Source organism: Sporosarcina sp. BI001-red (assembly GCF_003384035.1).
GTDB lineage: Bacteria > Bacillota > Bacilli > Bacillales_A > Planococcaceae > Sporosarcina.
In genome coordinates this window covers 96,519-113,059 of sequence record NZ_QQAK01000016.1, presented here as the reverse complement: position 1 = coordinate 113,059, position 16,541 = coordinate 96,519, and the positions used below count along the sequence as shown (strand labels likewise).

Genomic DNA, 16,541 nt, shown 5'->3' with positions numbered 1-16,541 from the left:
TGAATAGCGGACGTTTTGGATGCTTTTATTATAACGCAGCTTTGATCGTTTTCCGATAGTATCCGACGGTCAAGAACGCAAATATTAAATAGATTGCAATATAAACGGACATTGCAATGACGGTCGGTACCGTAACATCACTCATGAATATGAACGACGCGGATTTCAATGCAAAAATTGAATGCAGTAATCCTATCGCAAGTGGCAGTCCGAATACGAATACTTGTTTCTTAATAACGCCTTTCATAATTTCCTGAACACTGAATCCTAACTGGCGCAACGTTGTGTAACTAGCTTTCTCTTGTTCAGCCTCTGTCATCTGCTTGAAGTAGAGAATACTTCCTGTTGAGATGAGGAACACGAGACCTAGGAATCCGGCTATGAAGATGAGCATACCGCTAGATTGTAGCGTGTTCCGGTATTGTGTGTAATAGTCGGACTTTTTACCAGGACTTTCGATATCTTTATAAAGCCCCGTTGCTTCTTCAAGTTGCCCCTCATTTTGCAAGTTAAACGCCGTCGCATGATTAAGCTGCGTTTCCTCGTGTATCTTGTACTCAGACTTAATCTCCTGAAAAAGCTCTTCGTTCACGACAAGAGTCGAAGTGTAGTCAATCATATTGAATGCATTACCTTCTGCAAAACGTTCAACAGATATGGTCTTATTCAACCTTTTAGGTTCAAGTGTCAGATTAAGTGGGACTTCCACAGACTTTAGCATCCAATAGATCCCACCATCTAGAAATACACCTGAGTTTGAGCCTTTGATTTCAATTGGCAGACCGGCTTCACTCAATTGACGCTCGCTTACAATTCGAATTTGCAAGTCCTTATAAGGAAGCATCGGATTCAGTTCCTTTTCATAATCACCATCCAACTGAAGTGCTTCAATAGTAGATGCATGATATTTGATTCCGGCATTATCCAATGCCTTTCTAAACTGATCCGTCGCGGTTGTGTCCCCTTCAATCATATAATCGAACGGCTCTACCAAGCGGGTTTCTTTTTCATTTGAGTAGAATGATGAATACGCAGCAGCTAGCATTGTCAACGTCATTGCAGACAACACAGTAATAATCGTCAGCGAATTCGCATTCGCTTTCATTCGATGCATCAATGGTGCTAATGACAAGCTATTCGACAATCCTAGATGACCATTTTTGGACACCCGAATTTGGTAAAGCACCCATCCAATCGTAACTCGAAACAGTAAATATGTGCCCAGGATAACTGATCCCAATACAGCGAGCATATTGTATAACAGTAAACTGTTGAGCATATGGCCTGACAGCCAATAACCGAATCCAATTAAGACCATTCCTAAAATCCCAAGTACAGAAGAAATAACGGTTTTCGGTTTTTTGATGCGCTCACCAGACTGATCCACTTTAAACAATTCCAGCAATGTATTGCGTTTAACCGCAAACGCCATTTGTAAAGAGGTTAGCGCAAGAAGCACGACAAATACGACAATAGTTTGCAGGATCGCGGCTCCTGAAAACGACAGTGTCAATACGCCGTCTATTCCTACAAGTTTCATTAAAAGCAGTAAGAACACTCTTGAAACAAGCAAACCAATTCCAATTCCAATTGCTAGTGCACCAGTTCCGAGCAAGAAGTTTTCTGTCACTAACATTCGGGTGACGGTGAATTTAGACAACCCGATCAGCTGATAAAGTCCTACTTCTCGGCTTCTCCGTTTTAGGAAAATGGAGTTCGCATAGAGAACAAATACACCAGAGATGAACAGCAATAAAATTCCTGCTACTTTAAAAGCTGATGACATATTAAAAGAAGCAGCGGTTCGTTCCATCACGGTTGTATCATGTTGTAACGAAGCAAAAACAAAATACAATACAACACTTAAGATCAATGCAAAAAAGTATAAATAGTAATGTTTCAGGTTTTTCCGCATACTGCGAACAACGAGATCAAAGAGCGTCAACGCTGTCACCTCCAAGAATCCCTTGCACTTTCAGGATTTCTTGAAAGAACTGCTGCCTCGTCTGTTCCCCGCGATACAGCTCGGAGTAAATCGTCCCGTCTTTCAGAAATACAACACGATTGCAGTAGCTCGATGCGACGGGATCATGTGTCACCATCATAATCGTAACATCCCGTTCTTCGTTGACTTTCGCCAATGTACCAAGCAAGGACGAGGCTGATTTTGAATCGAGCGCACCTGTCGGCTCATCCGCAAACACAATCGAAGGTTCGTTGATCAAAGCCCGTGCGGCAGAAGTCCGTTGCTTTTGCCCACCAGAGATTTCACTAGGGTATTTATTCGCTAATTCCGTAATCCCAAGAGTGCGTGCAATCGATTTGAAGCGATCTTCCGCCACAACACGTTTCACGTTTCCAACTGAAATCGGCAGTAAAATATTTTCTTTCACGGTCAATGTATCGAGCAAATTATAATCCTGGAAGATGAACCCCAGCTGATCTCGTCTGAACTGCGATAGTTTGCGGTTGTTCATTGAAGAAATATCTGTTCCATTTATCTTAATCGAGCCTTCCGTTGTCCGGTCGATAGTCGCTAAGACATTCAATAATGTCGTCTTCCCGGCACCTGAAGGACCCATAATTCCGACGAATTCGCCTTCCAACACACGGAAATCCAATCCTTTTAAAACCTGCTGCACTTGTCCGCGTGTTCCGAACGATTTACGAATCGAAACAGCTTCTAACATAGTAGTTTTTTGTGACACTTAAAACGCCTCCTTGTTTCTATACACTTACTTTACTGCAGAAAAACAGTGGAGTCGTTCGATTTGGATGACAAACAGTGCGCGCAACCTTACAGTTTTGTCACTTACGGGCTGCGTCAAATGCGCTCTTGACCAATCAAAACCAACATTAAGTTTGTGTGCTTCGCCTTGCGAAGCATTTACTACCGGTATCCCGGCAGCAAAAGTATCCTTCATAGATAACTCATACCATAGTGATCATGATTCATAGAAAGCGCTCATATAACTCGTAGAGTGATCATAAATCCCATAATGCGCTCATAAACCAGGGATTGTGATCATAAATCCCGAATTGCGCTCATAAACCTTGATTTGTGCTCATAAGCCGGAGAATGAGCTCATAAAACTCCTAAATCCGCTCATAAACCCAACTACTTACGGGTTGCGTCAAAGTCATTTTCCACCGTGAACGTTATTATCATTTGTGTACCTGTCGCCCCATCTGATTGTCCATGCAACTCAATTCCTATTTTCCCAGCCGTCTGTTTGGCTAAATAGAGACCCAATCCCGTCGCAGTATGTTGGATTCTCCCTGCACCGCCTGTGAATCCCCTGTCAAATATGCGAGGCATTTCGTGCGCAGGAATTCCCGGTCCTTCATCTGCAACAGTTAGTGAAATGTGTCCTGTTTCAATTGATGTAGTCTGAATGGTTACCGTTCCGCCAGCTGGACTGTATTTCACCGCATTCGTCAAAACTTGCCTGAGGATGAAGCGGCACCACTTTTGGTCCGTAACTACTTCCACAGACTCCTCTACAATCTCAAACGCAATATTTTTCTCCAAGCACCACGGCTTCAGCTGATGTACTTCTTCTGTAGCCAATCGGACAATATCGGTTTCTTCCAATACATAATCTGCTTCTAATGAAGGCAGACGGGAAATGTACAATTGCTGATCTATGAGTAAATGGACACGCAACCATTCTGCTTCTATTCTCCGGAATGCAGGCACTTGACGATTTGCATCAATGATCAACTTCATCGCAGTCAGCGGTGTTTTCACCTCATGGACCCATGCTGCAGTATCGTTTTGCTCTGCATGCACAAATTCCTGTATGCGTGCCATCCGTTTACGATAGGAAGTATCAACTTTCTGAAGCAAATCAGACAACATTGCCTCTTGATGAAAAACGGACATAGGAAGTCCTTCTTGCCAGTCATCCGATAACTCTTCTGCAAGGCGGCCAAGTTTTCGTAAATAGGCAGTCTCCTTGCGATAGCGCCATATGAAAAATAGAACGAAGATTACGAGTAATAGTATGTTCAAATACCCGATAGAGACTTCATTAATAGCTAAGCCTTTATCCAAAACTAACAATAGATCCGTTAATAAGAGCGATCCTACAAATAAGGCAATCCAGCTTTTTCGATCAGTAATATAGACGCGCAGCATTAAGATTTCCCCTGCAACGTAACCGCCATATAGCCCATCCCTTTTTTGGTCACAATCGCTTCGTCCAGTCCTAAATCACTTAACTTTTGGCGCAACCGAGTTACGTTAACGGTCAGCGTATTGTCATTGACAAAGCGTTCATCGTCCCATAGCTTTCGGATCAGATCATCACGTGACACAATTTCATCGTGTGACTCCACCAATATGGCTAGTATGAAAAACTCATTTTTTGTGAGCTCGATTTCCTCGTTCGCACCAGAAATCACACATCGTTTCAAGTCGATTGTCGTACCATTCCACTTCAACTCATCGGTTGGTTCATCTGGTTCTGCATACAAATACGCTCGCCGTAAAGTTGCTTGAAGTTTCGCCAGCAAGACATCCATGTGAAACGGTTTTTGTATGTAATCGTCTCCACCCATATTCATCGCCATGACAATATCCATCGGATGGTCTCTTGAAGAAAGAAAGATGATGGGCACATTGGACACCGCCCTGATTTCCCGACACCAGTGAAAGCCGTCATATGCTGGCAGTTGAATATCCATAATGACGAGTTGCGGACTCGATTTTGTAAATGGCGTTATGATATCATGAAAGCTTTCTGGACCCTCTACTTTAAACGACCACTGTTCCAATTGCTCTTTCAATGAAGAGTAAATAGCTGCGTCGTCTTCTACGATAAAAATAGTTTCCTCCATGTCTATTCTATCCCCCAATGTCTGCTTGAAACGTTTCAAAAGACAGTCTCTATTTTTAAGTATTACCTGCAAAAAGATCCAATGATTGATTACTAGTTCCTCTATCCAAAATTTGTGTCAGTTACCCAGTAGTTTATCACACACGAGAACTATTCCCCGCTATTATATCGAACTAAAAAGTTAGCATTCCCTTTTTACTAATGAAATAATCAGTAACTTAAATAAAAAGTTCCAATTCACTAGGTAGTAAAAAAATGCCCACTATCAATCACGTGGGCATTTCTCTGGTACTCTATTAGTTATCAATTGAGATACCAGCACTTGCTGTACCTGTAACAGCAGAAGCTAATGTTGTGCCTGAAAGCGTGTAGACCATCAATAATCGATCCCCTTGAGCAACTGAAACTGGTGTAGCAAAAGATGCAGAACCAGTAAGTGTTGTACCCACAGTTATAAGACTTGTTAACGGTGGACTTAAGTTGACGCTTACGCCTGTAGGGCTGAACATATTACTGCCCGCTGGAGCGCGATAAACCTGTGCGTTTACGACAGCAGTTTCTCCAACCACTGCCAAGGCGACAGTAACCTCAAAAGATGCAGAAATTGCGGTCATTGATCCATTCCTTGGAACAGTGATGGCTTCGTTGACTAGTCCGGTTAGATTAATTGTGTTATTAGCAAGCATGACGCCAGGAACAGCTGTACCCATTCCAATATAAAATGGAACTCCTACTAATCCGCCAGCTAGTGAAGTCAATGCAACAGGGACAATTCCCGATGCGTAACCAATAATAGCTCCACCCGCCCAGGCTTGAGAAATACAATCCCGATCGACTGCTGCGAATGGCCCAAGTGTACCGCATCGATTACGTGCAGCATCATTTGTGCTTTCACAACAACCATACGATGAATTAGTATTTCCACATCCACGACAACCACTTATACGATTGTTTACCATGATAACACCTCCTTTCTCCGTTATCTTATTCTCTCGGAGACAAGGCGGACGGGCGTACAACCGTAATCTCTTTGTCTATACGATTTGCCTGCATCAAATTAAATCACTTTTTTAAGATTCCCTTCCAAAATGAGCTGGCTTGGTTAGGTCCGTTTTCAGTTTTCTTATTCCTTTTTTCTAAATGTACCTGCGGAGTTACGTTGGGGTCTTCATGGATTTCTTCAATAATTGGGGCGGATTGAAATTTCGTCCTTCTTTCCAATTGGTTTGAATTATTTTCAACAATTGGGGGATTGATTGTCCGTTCATCTACCGAAGCAAGAGGAGTGTTAAGAAACTGCTTGTTAGCCATTCCCTTTCGAATTCCTTCTACTTGAGATGAGGTAGGTGGGCTTTCATATAACATAGGCGTTGCATTTGTTAACTGTTTTAGCTTCTTAAAGGTCGATATGGCTTTTGTATCTTTTGGTTGAAGGTTCCTTTTACTCGGGGTATTAAGTCTATTGTCATTTTTTGTAGTGGATAAATCCTTCTTATCCCCCGGTATTGTTTCCATTAGATTTTTTATCTCTTCCATTTGTTCCGACAGCTTAGCTTGCTGTGATTGTAACTCAGAGAATTGCTCTTCTAGCGACTCCATTCTCTTTTCTACTTGGGAATTCTCTTCGTGTTTAGTAGTCTTCAAACTTTCCACTGCCTTACGATACTTTTCGATTTTGTTTCCCAACTCTTCAATTTCCAGATCATTGATCTCCATACTATTCACCTCTTTCTAATAACAAATGGACAGTATTATCTTATTAAGTGAGATTCCATAAGGTGACAGTTTCCTGATTACTTAGCATATGAATGAACTGCATGGCAAATCCCCCTTTGCCTATTCAACGCAATTTATCTATCATATGCTACGAATGCAAGACTATAAAAATTACAGGAGGTGACAACACCTATGCTTGAAAAATTTCCATGCCCTGATCAGGAGCTAATCTGCATTAATGTTGACAAGGTGTATGATTGGGTGATGAAAGAAAATACGTTCGATTTTTATCTTCCCAATACCCCAATAAGATTTGGGGGCATCACGGAGTCGACAAGGTTGAATGATTATACTGTTTCTTGTGAAGTGACTCCAGCTATGAATAATCCAGTCGTAATTCTTAGAAGAGAAAACCGATCGTTCCGAATTGACGGTCATAATGTGTGTCTGCAACATTTAACAATTCAAAAGAACTTTGACTTAGTACTATTCGTAACACTAGTTGACGGAACAGTATTGAAATCCGATACAATACCATTCTCACGATCTGAGCAAGTAACATTATGTGCTCCTGAAGGCACTAACGTTACCGTCGAATACACAGATTTAGATTGTATGGTTACCTCCCAAGGTACATTATCTCTAGATAATCAAAGACAAGAAATCACTTTTACAGGGTTAGTTCTAACGGTTTCTACATGTCAAAGCATCCAGTCTACGTACCCTGTTACTGTTGAGTTTTTGGCAGACTATTGCGAGCCACGTGCAGACTTGGCAATTGGTTCTTGCCCGCCACCCGGGAAACCACAACAATGCCATTCCATTTATCCTGAGTGAAGTAAGTGTCCCATCCGTACTAACTCTATATAAGGGCACATAGGATGAAGAGAGGATAATTCCTCTCTTCACTTTTTTAGGGAGGCGAACTAATGCAAACTGATAAGAATCAGTTAGAAACAAAATTACAGGAGCTCCGCCAGTCAACGAGTGAACATGTTCAGGAACTCAAAAAGACTTTAGTCAATTTAAGAGCGCAGCAGACGAGCTACATTAGCTTTTTCACTTATTCATTAAACATTACGCACCATCTGCAATCAGACAATATTTGCCTCGCATCCTATCACATCCAAAACACAGGAGATTACCCAATTACAAATCCTGAAATCACTCTCAAACTGACAGAAGATAGTCCCTTCTTTCTATACGGTAAATATGTTAATCCTGGATCTCCTGTTCCCCCAAAACTAAAAGATGGTTGGGAACGTCTCAATGACCCAACTAACAAAAAAGAGTTCAGATTAAAACCTATTGGGAATACGGTAATTCAACCTGGAGAAACCATTACGTTTACAAATTTCCAAATTACTTGGCATCCTGCAGAGGATTATTCAGCTAGCGTAACTGGATGGACTGTCAGTGATCAGACCCCTGGAGGGCAGGCAGCTTTGAATGCCATCAATATTAGTGGCGCATTGTCTATTGAAAGTAAGGAGGAGTACTATGAGTAGTTCTGAAAAAACGGGTCAATCGAGTTGGATTGACAAGATTGCAGAGATAGTCATTGAAAATGTATCACAACCTAATCGGACTGTTTCACAGAGTTCTATCATCTTGGATTCACAAACCATTAACTTACTTATTCTTTACATACTTATGAACAAGGAAATAAAGGTTTCACAGGAGGAACTCACACCAACTGAGCATTCTACAGATTTAGAAAAAGAGATTGATGCTTTGATAGCTGAGAATAAGCAACACTTCGAGGCACTAATTAAAGACGCACAAAACGGATTCTAATTCGGGAGGGGCTAAAGGTATGAATAGTACCGACGGAAAACCAGAGGATGTCCTCCAGCTGAAGCAACTTGTCAGACATTTACAAGCAGAGTTAAATAAATATAAAACAAGCCAGCCCTCTACTTATAATGAAATGGACTACGAGCATGAGAAGTTACTAGAAGCTCATGAGGAATTAGTGTATAAGAGTCTAAAAGCGGAGAAGCGTATCGAGCTATACGAAAAGCGGTTTAAGAGCCTTATCTCTCAAAGGGATGATGCTCTATTTGCCATTAATCAGCATAATGAAACTAAGGAAACGATGAATGTAGTGAACAGCCAACAATTAGAGGCATTACGCTTGTCGAAAGAGGAATTGGCTGAAACCGTCAGACCTGAATTGAACCAGTTAGAAACAAAACTAGATGATCTTACTAATCAGCTTCCACCCCTCATTTCTGAGCATTTTTCTGAGCTACTTCAAAACTGGCAGCCTCCATCCCATCCTCAAACTGAAAAAATCCAAAAAGTTATCCTAGCTCAACAAGAACTTATTCGTATTCTTGAAGACTATGTGCAACAACTCTCTGAAGTATAAGGATCGTTAGTGAACTTATATGTCCATAACGATGGGTAGTGTTTCAAGAACATGCTCTAGAAAGTTAGCAATATCAGGCATGTTTTCTTCTGTCAAACGGGGGATGAATGACACTTCTATTACGTTAAGCAATCCTGCTTCTTCATCTCCAAACACGTAACTCAACTTCTGTGTAATCTCGATTTCCTCTTCCCAAATCTCTTGCAGCGCCTGCTCAATTTTTGTACATTGATGGGATGGGAACGCTATTTTTTTGTAAAATCGGAGTACCAGTGAACAGGCAGGGTTAGTATTAGGATCCTCCATGATTTCACCCGCAAGATCACGAATACCTGTGCGCAGTATTACTTCTGCTTCTACTTCAGAATGACTGCGAAGGACAAAACGTAATGCCAACTCCCGGGATAATACCGCAAAGTCCATCACATCGCGCCGATTCCGGATTTCAATTTGTTCATCCAGTGTATCTAGATCATATAGCTGATTTTCAAGAGCAACTTTCAAGTTATCGAATATCGTTGGATCGTACATGTTCACTATACCTCCTATAAATTACAAACGTTTTCTTTCATAGAATCTACCGATTGATCCAAAATCGTCTTACCACAGTGCCATCCTCTTCTGTAACACTAACATCTTCTTCGCCACCATTGTTTTGAATCGTTTTGGCAGATCCAATATTGTCGTCGTTACAGGTGACGAGTACAGATGTAATCCCTAGCGAATCAGTCACTTTTAATGCTTCCGCAAGCATCCACGTTGCATACCCTCTTTGTCGCTCTGATGGACGGATGCCGTAGCCAATGTGCCCACCTACTTGGTGTAAATACTCATTTAAGCCATGACGGATATCGATCATTCCTTATTTATCGACCAAAATCAGTCGCTTTTTTCTTAAATACCATTATGTCTCTTGTATCCTCATTAACTCATTCTTCACTCACTTAAAGTGTACTATGTCAATGAATAACGATTTTTAAAAAACCAAACTTATAGCTTACTTTTTCCAGCCAGTTTTCTTACAAAATATGCTATACTCTAGTTATCGATGAAGGAGGTGAAAACGGTGAGTGAAGTACTGCTACAGCAAATCATTTCTGAGCTGAAAGATTTAAAATCTGGTCAACGTAACATGGAAAAACGCTTTGATGAAATGCAAGGGCAAATGAATAGCATGCAAGGACAAATGGGCGGCATGCACGGGCAATTGGATGGCATGCACGGGCAAATGAATAGCATGCAAGGACAAATGGATGGCATGCAAGGGCAATTAGATCGTATTGAAAGTAAACAAAATGCCATATTCGAGCAAACAGGTCAGCTAACTGAATTTCGTCAAGAGACACTTACAAAGTTTGATGAAGTCGTCAAAAAAGAGGACATGTTTTATTTTGAATTTAAACTGATGGAACACGATCGAGATTTATTTAACTTGAAAAAGCGGGCATAGCTGACTCCCCTATCACAGCTATAATACGCCCGCCATCCCCTCATAAACTTCTCATCAATGTATGATTTCCCATCTTTCCACGCATCTTACCTATAGGAGGTGAGCCTGCATGGGAAACAAAAACAATCCAAAAAAAATGAATGAACGGACGCACAACCCATTTGATACGTATCAAAACAAAGACCAAGATGCGAGCAGCCGCAATAGCAACAACCCGTTGGACAACGCAGATACGGAATTTGCCCCTGAATTTGATGCGAAAATGAAAAACAAGAATAATAAAACCAATCATGACAAAAATCAGCAATCAAATAAGAATAAGAAAAAGTAATTGCAAAAGCCGTAGAACTCTCCAAGAGATCTGCGGCTTTTTCGCTCATTTCACCTCGACTTTCACATCTCCTTCGATATAAGTCGGATACGCATTCAGTTCAAGACGGATTGGATTCGTATAGGAAGTCGTTTCAAATGCCGGACTCCAGTGAGTCGCGTCTCCTTCCCCATATAGGCTGAATGAAGATATTGAAATTTCTTTACCTTGAGCATCCATGGCAGCAGTAAATGGATCATGGTTAAAATCTTTTACTGAAAGCGACAGTTCAATCCCATTTCGGTCCGCATCCACTAGTTGTAATTGCGGGCCATCAGGAAATGTCAGCAACTCTTTTGTATCGGTATTCACTTCCACAAAAGCTTGTTCCCGTTTAATGGCTTGTGCTTTATTGATTTGCAAATATAGTTTTTTTGGCGTTGAGAAATAGTTGCTCTGTAAGAAGAATGTGTGCGTTGTCTTTCCTTTTTCGTTGCCGAAAGCTGTGACTCCGTTGGCTATTTTACTCCATACCTCTCCTCTTTCATCTACCAGTCGCATATCTTCAAACGACAAGATTTTTTTCGTGTTGTTTGGATCAAATGTAACTTGCACCGCTACTCGTAAGGGAGAATCTACTACTTCATCGATGGTGAAGTGCTGTCCATCCAGTTCCGTTATTTCGTTCAGTACATATGGCTTACTTGGTTTCGTTTGCTCAGGTACTTCAAAAGGAATTAAAAACGCAACCATTTTTTCATCAATATCCATTTCCGCTTCTATTGTGAAATTCAGATCGCTAAATACATTTCGTTTTGGAAACGTGAGCTCCATAATTTCCTGGTAGGAAAACACATCATTTGCGCTCATACCACCATACGAAATCCCTGCCTCTGGCATAGGTCTTGAATTGGTGATTTCAATCGTATTGACACTCGCTGTTTTCATTTTTTTGGACGATTCAATCGTATAGTAGACATTCATGCCCGTTTCATCCAAAATAACGCCGTCAATTGTCATCGTGACATCCCCAACAGTTTGTGAGGATCCGATTTCCTGATAGTAGTCCTCATTAAAAATCGCCTGCAGTCCCTTATCGTGCTGGATCAATGCAACAAAAGGTTCCATGCCCGGAATGGCGGCAATCGTATTCGCAAACGCTGTTGAAACTCTAATGGAAGTTACGAAGGTGAGAAGTAGAATCGCAGCCATAGCCACCATCCAAGTGACTCTCTTTCTACGTCGTTTCTGCTTGCTTCGATCAGCTTTTGCTTTTGTAATCCCTGCAAGAATCATTTGATCAGCTTCATCTAGTGGGAGAGTCTGCTGTTCCAGATGACTTTTCAATTCACTCAGCCTCTCTTCTTCTCGTTCATACATGCTCCCTTCCTCCTTCGTCTTCAAAATAGGCTCTCAGGGACCGCAGAGTTTTGTGCAGCCTAGACTTCACCGTGCCTTCTGGAATGTTCTCGATTTTTGCAATGTCTTTAATCTTCACATCTTGGAAGTATTTGAGGTAGATCAGCTGCTGTTCCTTTTTCGGTAATGTAGCAAGGGCTTCTTTCAATTCCAGCAATGAATCGTCTACTGTACTTTGACTATCAATTGCAGGGTCATGATGGAACCGCTTTTGCCGTTTCAACTGATCTTGGCAATAATTTATCATGATCCGAATGAGCCATGTCTTTGCATACGCAGGCTCCTTCACCGTCTGAATCTTGTGGTAGGCACGCACGGTCACTTCCTGTAGCGCTTCTAACGCATCATGCTCGTTTTTCAAAAAAGCGAGAGCCGTTCTCAACAAATCTTCTTTATATTGTCGCATCATTGCTAAGAATGAGGCTTCATCGCCTGCAATCGCTTTTCGACTTATTTCCAACTCATCCATGCAGCTACCACCTCGTTCCTGCTCTTCTTATTCATTAGACTTCACTGAACGTAAAAAGTTCAAGGTGAAATATAATTTTTCAACAACCTTTCCATGCAAAAAAAGCACTGAACCTCACGAACAGTTCAGCACCTTTAAAAGATAACTTCATGATTATTTTTTCCACACTGCTTCATAGTGAGCGATGTAGTCATCGACTGTAATTTTTCTGCATAGTTCCGCAATCAACTCATAAGGAATGGTGTCCATCTTTTTTAATCGAATGCAGCTTTTCCCCATATCCAATTTAGTTTTCACGTACTTCGGATATTCTGCCACGAACCAATCTAGTAAGTCTGGGAATGCGTAAATACCCATATGATAGATACTGATGAAGTTTTTCTGTGAACCAATGCTGAGAAAAGGAAGCGGTTCTTTCGGATTGCAATGATAGCCATCTGGATAAATACTATGGGGAATCACGTATCCAATCATGCCATAGGAAAGCGTTTCTTCAAATCCTCTTGGTAAATTCTCTTGAATGACTCGACGTACCTTTTCAATTACTTTCTGTCGTTCTTCCGATAATTGACGAACGTACTCTTCAATTGTGTCGGCTTCGATGTTCATGGCGATCCTCATTTCGGGGTGTAGTATTTGTACCTTCATTATCATACCTTTATAAAGAATTTCCCCATTGCAATTTAGTTAAAAATCCTTGAAAACGAAACTTTCTATCTCCTGATGTTGTACAGTAGTGAGTAGAGTTTAACAGAGAGGAGCTTTCCATTGAATCCGTTTTTTTCCATTTGGGTACGTCCTTCTGAGACGATCCATTATGTACTCGATCATAAGACACTGTCATTTAGCTCTACTGTTCTCATTTTGGCTACGCTTGCCATTGCGCCACTTTCGTTTATTCAACTTATTTTCATAAAAGAGATTCCACTTATCGGTATTCTACTCATCGCGTTTCTCGGCTTGTTAATGCTTACAGCTGCCGGATGGTTTTTGAATAGTGCACTTTATACGTGGATTGGCAAGTGGCTAGGAGGAACAGGAACTTATAAAAAAATGCTTGCAGTTGTTCCGTTGGGATCACTACCAACGATCTACATTCTACCGTTTTCTTGGTTGCTGATGATAGTCCTCATCATCCTCAGGTACTCAGAGTCGGATGTAGCAGCTACCATATTTGGGATTTTGATCGTGTTGACACCGTTTCTTTCATTAGGGTTAATGGGCTTGTCCGTTTATGGAACTGTGATTATGTCAAAGGCAATAGGAATCGTCCATGGCTTTTCTGCGTGGAAAGGATTCGGAACGATTGCCATCCTAATGGGCTTCGTTTTCGTACTGACATTCGCTGTTTCCATATTTTTCTTTTTCTTCATCTTTGCGCTCGCTTCCTTTTAACTACAAAGATGAGCATCTGTGCCTCGTGCAACAGATGCTTTCTTTATGTATTCAGTCCCCGAGCCCACCCTCGCAAGAGCTGTAAATTAGTGCGTGGTAGTTACATTGACAATCTAGTTGTACAGTTGTCACAGTACTGGGCGTCAATTGTCTGCGGTCATTAACCGCAAAGCAGGCCCCGCTACTTTTTTAAATCCAACTTCCCCTGTTGGCGGGTGTGCACTCACCTTTACAACATCTAGCTACCGACTGTTTTACGTTAGTCCACTAAGTCAATATTCCAGTTCATTCCTTGAATTTTCGTATCGATTTCTCTATATGTTTTAGATAGGTAATCCACTTGTTTTTGGATGGACTTCACATTGACCGTACTGACCACTCGAATTTCTGACTGGCTGTACCGATCGATTTGTTGGGATGATTCTTCCACGACTTTCGATAGTAGCAATCGTTGATCAAATAATTGGTCACGTTCCGTTAACGCATCGGCGAGTGTTCGCTCATCGTCAAATTGAATTCCGCAGTTGGTTCGATTTATTTGTTTGATTAACGATGTGAGCTCGTGGCGGATCTCAGCAAGTTCCGTTAACATCTCATTCGGATTTTCCGAAGGCTCGTCACCTTCTTGAACTCTCAAATTCATATGAATGCGTTTTTTCAACTGTTCAATCCGTTTTTGGTAATCTGCTCGAGCTATTAAAGCTTCTGCTAATTTCATTGTCTGATCCTCCTTCAGCCGATCTTTATAATGATGTTATTCTGCATGAATTTAATTACTCCTCTTTTTTAAAAACCGAAATAGATGGGTTTTCCTTTCACCACCATGGCTCATCCATCGGGTCATCTAATTGCAATTCTACATAATAAGGGACTAAGCAAATGTTTAATACTAACAGAAATACTAGGTAGATGAAAAATCCATAAAACCCATTTTCAAATACATTGGCCATTATGATGATTAAAGGCATAAGAAGTTGAAAAACGCTCGTCTTTTTCCTAGAATTTCTCGTTTGATAGTTTTCCTCACCACAATTTGGACACGAGGTTTTTTCATTTCCAAATGCTTTTTTGAGGGCTAACTTATGAGTCCAAATCGTTCCGCAATTTGCGCAGGCAGGTAACGCCCTTCCCTGTTTACGAATGCTACGTTTTAACACTCCATAGAACATTAAAAATAGAACAGCTAGCATCACCGTTTTCACTGAGTCATATGCAAGTAAATCGAGAATGTTTCGTGTCTCGCCCCCTTCAGCTTGTGTAACATTCGGGGCTTTTCTATTAATAAATGCAATAGTCAATGACAACAAAACAAATGACATAAGCACCATCCTATATTTCCAAACAGGTTCATACGTTTTCGATTCCCGACTGCTTTTGACATTGTCAATAATCTCTTGTTTTCGCATGTCATCTAAGGTGATTTTTTGCAGCTCCGTATTCAACTGGTCTTTAATCGAATCCATGAGAAAACCCCTCCTGTTCTTCTAATCGTTCTTTCAATTGGAGCCGAGCTCGCTGCAGTCGAGTCCGTACAGTGGCTTCAGGACAACTTAATATGTCAGCGATGTCTACCGTTGAAGATTCTTCGTAATAGTACAAAACCAACACTTCCCGATAGATCATTTTCATGGATAACAGCGCGGTTAAAACAGACTCTGTAGTCTCCTGTTCAATCAGGCGTCCTTCCGGTGTGTCCTTCGTTTTGTTCCCAACGATCTTTTCTTTCAATAGAAGACGTTTATGTGTCCAGCTTCTTAAATAATCATGGCTTCGGTTCACCGTCATCTTAACTAAGTAAGTCTTCAAAGAACTTTCTTCCCTGAATTGGTCCGACCGTTGATAGTAACGAATGAGGACATCTTGTACAATATCTTCTGCCGTACTCTGATTCTTAACGTAGACATAGGCGACGCGCAGCAAATAATCCCCATAGTTCCCCATCACTTGTTCAATATTCACTTGCGTTCCCACCTACCTTCCACTCTATAGACGAAGCCACCTTCAAATCCGATTCATTTTCTTCCAAACTAAAAACCTGTAGCATCCCTTTCAGGATACTACAGGCTACACTATTATGAACAAGAAGCGACTGCCATATCGTTATCTCGCTTCTGAATTAGAATATTCTTTTGCGCATCCAGTTTAAACTCGATGCCTCTATCGTCCAGACAATTAATTAAATAGTCCTTGGACGTCTCACTCATGTTTTCATGGTTTCCATAGATGATATATTCACTAGACTCATCTGCACACGCCCCTAAAGACATCAGCGTCACTAGAGTGACCAAAGGAATAAAAAATAACTCCTTCTTTTTCATATCGTTCTGCTCCTTTCACTAGTTTTCACTGATTCTTTTAGTAAAACATTGTCATACTTACACTACTAATTTCAGTATACGAACAAACTAGAATTATAGCTATCAAATTTTGAGGCTTTTTGACATACTTCGTGTTTTGAAGTATTGGTTGAACAGCCACATACACACACGGGTTGTTCTTACGCCGTCGAGATTGTCAAATACATGACATATCTCTTTGTTCAAGGTTGCTAATTGTCGATGACCATA

At 41.1% G+C, this 16,541-nt stretch carries 22 protein-coding genes; 7 read left to right on the top strand and 15 right to left on the bottom strand.

The annotated features are described in order from the left end of the window. Nucleotides 1-28 precede the first annotated feature (28 nt). The 6 genes from DVB69_RS16045 to DVB69_RS16015 all read right to left on the bottom strand — a co-directional run bounded on the left by DVB69_RS16045 (nt 29) and on the right by DVB69_RS16015 (nt 6,557). Entirely contained in the window at nt 29-1,945 is a 1,917-nt protein-coding gene (locus tag DVB69_RS16045; protein WP_116020124.1) for an FtsX-like permease family protein, read from the bottom strand. Further along, nucleotides 1,932-2,690 carry an ABC transporter ATP-binding protein gene (locus DVB69_RS16040; RefSeq protein WP_116020202.1) on the bottom strand — a complete coding sequence of 253 codons (759 nt, stop codon included), beginning with the start codon at nt 2,688-2,690 and terminating at the stop codon, nt 1,932-1,934. The genes DVB69_RS16045 and DVB69_RS16040 overlap by 14 nt, the downstream gene beginning before the upstream one ends. Before the next feature lie 428 nt (nt 2,691-3,118). After that, nucleotides 3,119-4,141, bottom strand: a complete 1,023-nt coding sequence (locus tag DVB69_RS16030; protein ID WP_116020122.1) for a sensor histidine kinase — start codon at nt 4,139-4,141, stop codon at nt 3,119-3,121. Further along, entirely contained in the window at nt 4,141-4,842 is a 702-nt protein-coding gene (locus DVB69_RS16025; protein WP_116020121.1) for a response regulator transcription factor, read from the bottom strand. The genes DVB69_RS16030 and DVB69_RS16025 overlap by 1 nt, the downstream gene beginning before the upstream one ends. 295 nt (nt 4,843-5,137) lie before the next feature. Next, a complete protein-coding gene (locus tag DVB69_RS16020) occupies nt 5,138-5,800 on the bottom strand; it encodes an exosporium glycoprotein BclB-related protein (protein ID WP_233505438.1) in 663 nt (220 codons plus the stop codon). A gap of 103 nt (nt 5,801-5,903) precedes the next feature. Next, nucleotides 5,904-6,557 (bottom strand): hypothetical protein, encoded by a 654-nt coding sequence (locus tag DVB69_RS16015; RefSeq protein ID WP_116020120.1) that lies wholly within the window; start codon nt 6,555-6,557, stop codon nt 5,904-5,906. A 192-nt stretch (nt 6,558-6,749) separates the two neighbouring features. On the opposite strand from DVB69_RS16015, the gene DVB69_RS16010 reads away from it, so the two are divergent. The 4 genes from DVB69_RS16010 (at nt 6,750) to DVB69_RS15995 (ending at nt 8,931) form a co-directional block, all read left to right on the top strand. Beyond that, complete coding sequence (locus tag DVB69_RS16010) at nt 6,750-7,394, top strand: BMQ_0737 family morphogenetic spore coat protein (RefSeq protein WP_116020119.1); 645 nt, start codon at nt 6,750-6,752, stop codon at nt 7,392-7,394. Nucleotides 7,395-7,486: 92 nt separating this feature from the next. Then, on the top strand, nt 7,487-8,065 hold the full coding sequence (locus DVB69_RS16005) for a hypothetical protein (protein WP_116020118.1): 579 nt from the start codon (nt 7,487-7,489) through the stop codon (nt 8,063-8,065). Beyond that, complete coding sequence (locus DVB69_RS16000; RefSeq protein WP_116020117.1) at nt 8,058-8,354, top strand: hypothetical protein; 297 nt, start codon at nt 8,058-8,060, stop codon at nt 8,352-8,354. The genes DVB69_RS16005 and DVB69_RS16000 overlap by 8 nt, the downstream gene beginning before the upstream one ends. A gap of 19 nt (nt 8,355-8,373) precedes the next feature. Continuing rightward, nucleotides 8,374-8,931 (top strand): hypothetical protein, encoded by a 558-nt coding sequence (locus DVB69_RS15995; RefSeq protein ID WP_116020116.1) that lies wholly within the window; start codon nt 8,374-8,376, stop codon nt 8,929-8,931. A 15-nt stretch (nt 8,932-8,946) separates the two neighbouring features. Here DVB69_RS15995 and DVB69_RS15990 read toward each other — a convergent pair whose 3' ends face one another. Both DVB69_RS15990 and DVB69_RS15985 read right to left on the bottom strand, forming a co-directional pair. Further along, nucleotides 8,947-9,462 (bottom strand): hypothetical protein, encoded by a 516-nt coding sequence (locus DVB69_RS15990; RefSeq protein WP_116020115.1) that lies wholly within the window; start codon nt 9,460-9,462, stop codon nt 8,947-8,949. Nucleotides 9,463-9,508: 46 nt separating this feature from the next. Beyond that, a complete protein-coding gene (locus DVB69_RS15985; protein ID WP_116020114.1) occupies nt 9,509-9,790 on the bottom strand; it encodes a GNAT family N-acetyltransferase in 282 nt (93 codons plus the stop codon). 207 nt (nt 9,791-9,997) lie between these two features. On the opposite strand from DVB69_RS15985, the gene DVB69_RS15980 reads away from it, so the two are divergent. Together DVB69_RS15980 and DVB69_RS15975 are read left to right on the top strand one after the other, a co-directional pair. Then, nucleotides 9,998-10,381 carry a hypothetical protein gene (locus DVB69_RS15980; RefSeq protein ID WP_116020113.1) on the top strand — a complete coding sequence of 128 codons (384 nt, stop codon included), beginning with the start codon at nt 9,998-10,000 and terminating at the stop codon, nt 10,379-10,381. Nucleotides 10,382-10,490: 109 nt separating this feature from the next. Continuing rightward, complete coding sequence (locus DVB69_RS15975) at nt 10,491-10,712, top strand: hypothetical protein (RefSeq protein WP_116020112.1); 222 nt, start codon at nt 10,491-10,493, stop codon at nt 10,710-10,712. 45 nt (nt 10,713-10,757) lie between these two features. On the opposite strand, the gene DVB69_RS15970 is transcribed toward DVB69_RS15975, so the two are convergent. The 3 genes from DVB69_RS15970 to DVB69_RS15960 form a co-directional block, all read right to left on the bottom strand. After that, the gene (locus DVB69_RS15970) at nt 10,758-12,071 is read right to left on the bottom strand and encodes a DUF4179 domain-containing protein (protein WP_116020111.1); all 1,314 of its coding nucleotides are present in this window, start codon (nt 12,069-12,071) and stop codon (nt 10,758-10,760) included. Then, entirely contained in the window at nt 12,064-12,579 is a 516-nt protein-coding gene (locus tag DVB69_RS15965) for a sigma-70 family RNA polymerase sigma factor (RefSeq protein ID WP_116020110.1), read from the bottom strand. The genes DVB69_RS15970 and DVB69_RS15965 overlap by 8 nt, the downstream gene beginning before the upstream one ends. 153 nt (nt 12,580-12,732) lie before the next feature. Then, nucleotides 12,733-13,188 (bottom strand): DUF1801 domain-containing protein, encoded by a 456-nt coding sequence (locus tag DVB69_RS15960; RefSeq protein WP_116020109.1) that lies wholly within the window; start codon nt 13,186-13,188, stop codon nt 12,733-12,735. 159 nt (nt 13,189-13,347) lie between these two features. On the opposite strand from DVB69_RS15960, the gene DVB69_RS15955 reads away from it, so the two are divergent. Continuing rightward, nucleotides 13,348-13,974, top strand: coding sequence for a YIP1 family protein (locus DVB69_RS15955; RefSeq protein WP_116020108.1), 627 nt, complete (start codon nt 13,348-13,350; stop codon nt 13,972-13,974). A 259-nt stretch (nt 13,975-14,233) separates the two neighbouring features. On the opposite strand, the gene DVB69_RS15950 is transcribed toward DVB69_RS15955, so the two are convergent. The 4 genes from DVB69_RS15950 to DVB69_RS15935 form a co-directional block, all read right to left on the bottom strand. Next, nucleotides 14,234-14,692 carry a DIP1984 family protein gene (locus tag DVB69_RS15950; protein ID WP_116020107.1) on the bottom strand — a complete coding sequence of 153 codons (459 nt, stop codon included), beginning with the start codon at nt 14,690-14,692 and terminating at the stop codon, nt 14,234-14,236. 97 nt (nt 14,693-14,789) lie between these two features. Further along, nucleotides 14,790-15,437 carry a TIGR04104 family putative zinc finger protein gene (locus DVB69_RS15945; RefSeq protein WP_116020106.1) on the bottom strand — a complete coding sequence of 216 codons (648 nt, stop codon included), beginning with the start codon at nt 15,435-15,437 and terminating at the stop codon, nt 14,790-14,792. After that, nucleotides 15,424-15,933: a sigma-70 family RNA polymerase sigma factor gene (locus DVB69_RS15940; protein WP_233505437.1), complete on the bottom strand. Its 510-nt coding sequence runs from the start codon at nt 15,931-15,933 to the stop codon at nt 15,424-15,426. Before DVB69_RS15940 ends, DVB69_RS15945 begins: the two co-directional genes overlap by 14 nt. A gap of 113 nt (nt 15,934-16,046) precedes the next feature. Next, the gene (locus DVB69_RS15935; protein ID WP_116020105.1) at nt 16,047-16,292 is read right to left on the bottom strand and encodes a hypothetical protein; all 246 of its coding nucleotides are present in this window, start codon (nt 16,290-16,292) and stop codon (nt 16,047-16,049) included. Nucleotides 16,293-16,541 lie beyond the last annotated feature (249 nt).

Bases quoted from the DNA above. Each gene is read 5' to 3' on its own strand.
- DVB69_RS16040 (WP_116020202.1), bottom strand. From the start codon at position 2,690: ATGTTAGAAGCTGTTTCGATTCGTAAATCGTTCGGAACACGCGGACAA.
- DVB69_RS16030 (WP_116020122.1), bottom strand. From the start codon at position 4,141: ATGCTGCGCGTCTATATTACTGATCGAAAAAGCTGGATTGCCTTATTT.
- DVB69_RS16025 (WP_116020121.1), bottom strand. From the start codon at position 4,842: ATGGAGGAAACTATTTTTATCGTAGAAGACGACGCAGCTATTTACTCT.
- DVB69_RS16020 (WP_233505438.1), bottom strand. From the start codon at position 5,800: ATGGTAAACAATCGTATAAGTGGTTGTCGTGGATGTGGAAATACTAAT.
- DVB69_RS16015 (WP_116020120.1), bottom strand. From the start codon at position 6,557: ATGGAGATCAATGATCTGGAAATTGAAGAGTTGGGAAACAAAATCGAA.
- DVB69_RS16010 (WP_116020119.1), top strand. From the start codon at position 6,750: ATGCTTGAAAAATTTCCATGCCCTGATCAGGAGCTAATCTGCATTAAT.
- DVB69_RS16005 (WP_116020118.1), top strand. From the start codon at position 7,487: ATGCAAACTGATAAGAATCAGTTAGAAACAAAATTACAGGAGCTCCGC.
- DVB69_RS16000 (WP_116020117.1), top strand. From the start codon at position 8,058: ATGAGTAGTTCTGAAAAAACGGGTCAATCGAGTTGGATTGACAAGATT.
- DVB69_RS15995 (WP_116020116.1), top strand. From the start codon at position 8,374: ATGAATAGTACCGACGGAAAACCAGAGGATGTCCTCCAGCTGAAGCAA.
- DVB69_RS15990 (WP_116020115.1), bottom strand. From the start codon at position 9,462: ATGTACGATCCAACGATATTCGATAACTTGAAAGTTGCTCTTGAAAAT.
- DVB69_RS15985 (WP_116020114.1), bottom strand. From the start codon at position 9,790: ATGATCGATATCCGTCATGGCTTAAATGAGTATTTACACCAAGTAGGT.
- DVB69_RS15975 (WP_116020112.1), top strand. From the start codon at position 10,491: ATGGGAAACAAAAACAATCCAAAAAAAATGAATGAACGGACGCACAAC.
- DVB69_RS15970 (WP_116020111.1), bottom strand. From the start codon at position 12,071: ATGTATGAACGAGAAGAAGAGAGGCTGAGTGAATTGAAAAGTCATCTG.
- DVB69_RS15965 (WP_116020110.1), bottom strand. From the start codon at position 12,579: ATGGATGAGTTGGAAATAAGTCGAAAAGCGATTGCAGGCGATGAAGCC.
- DVB69_RS15960 (WP_116020109.1), bottom strand. From the start codon at position 13,188: ATGAACATCGAAGCCGACACAATTGAAGAGTACGTTCGTCAATTATCG.
- DVB69_RS15950 (WP_116020107.1), bottom strand. From the start codon at position 14,692: ATGAAATTAGCAGAAGCTTTAATAGCTCGAGCAGATTACCAAAAACGG.
- DVB69_RS15945 (WP_116020106.1), bottom strand. From the start codon at position 15,437: ATGGATTCGATTAAAGACCAGTTGAATACGGAGCTGCAAAAAATCACC.
- DVB69_RS15935 (WP_116020105.1), bottom strand. From the start codon at position 16,292: ATGAAAAAGAAGGAGTTATTTTTTATTCCTTTGGTCACTCTAGTGACG.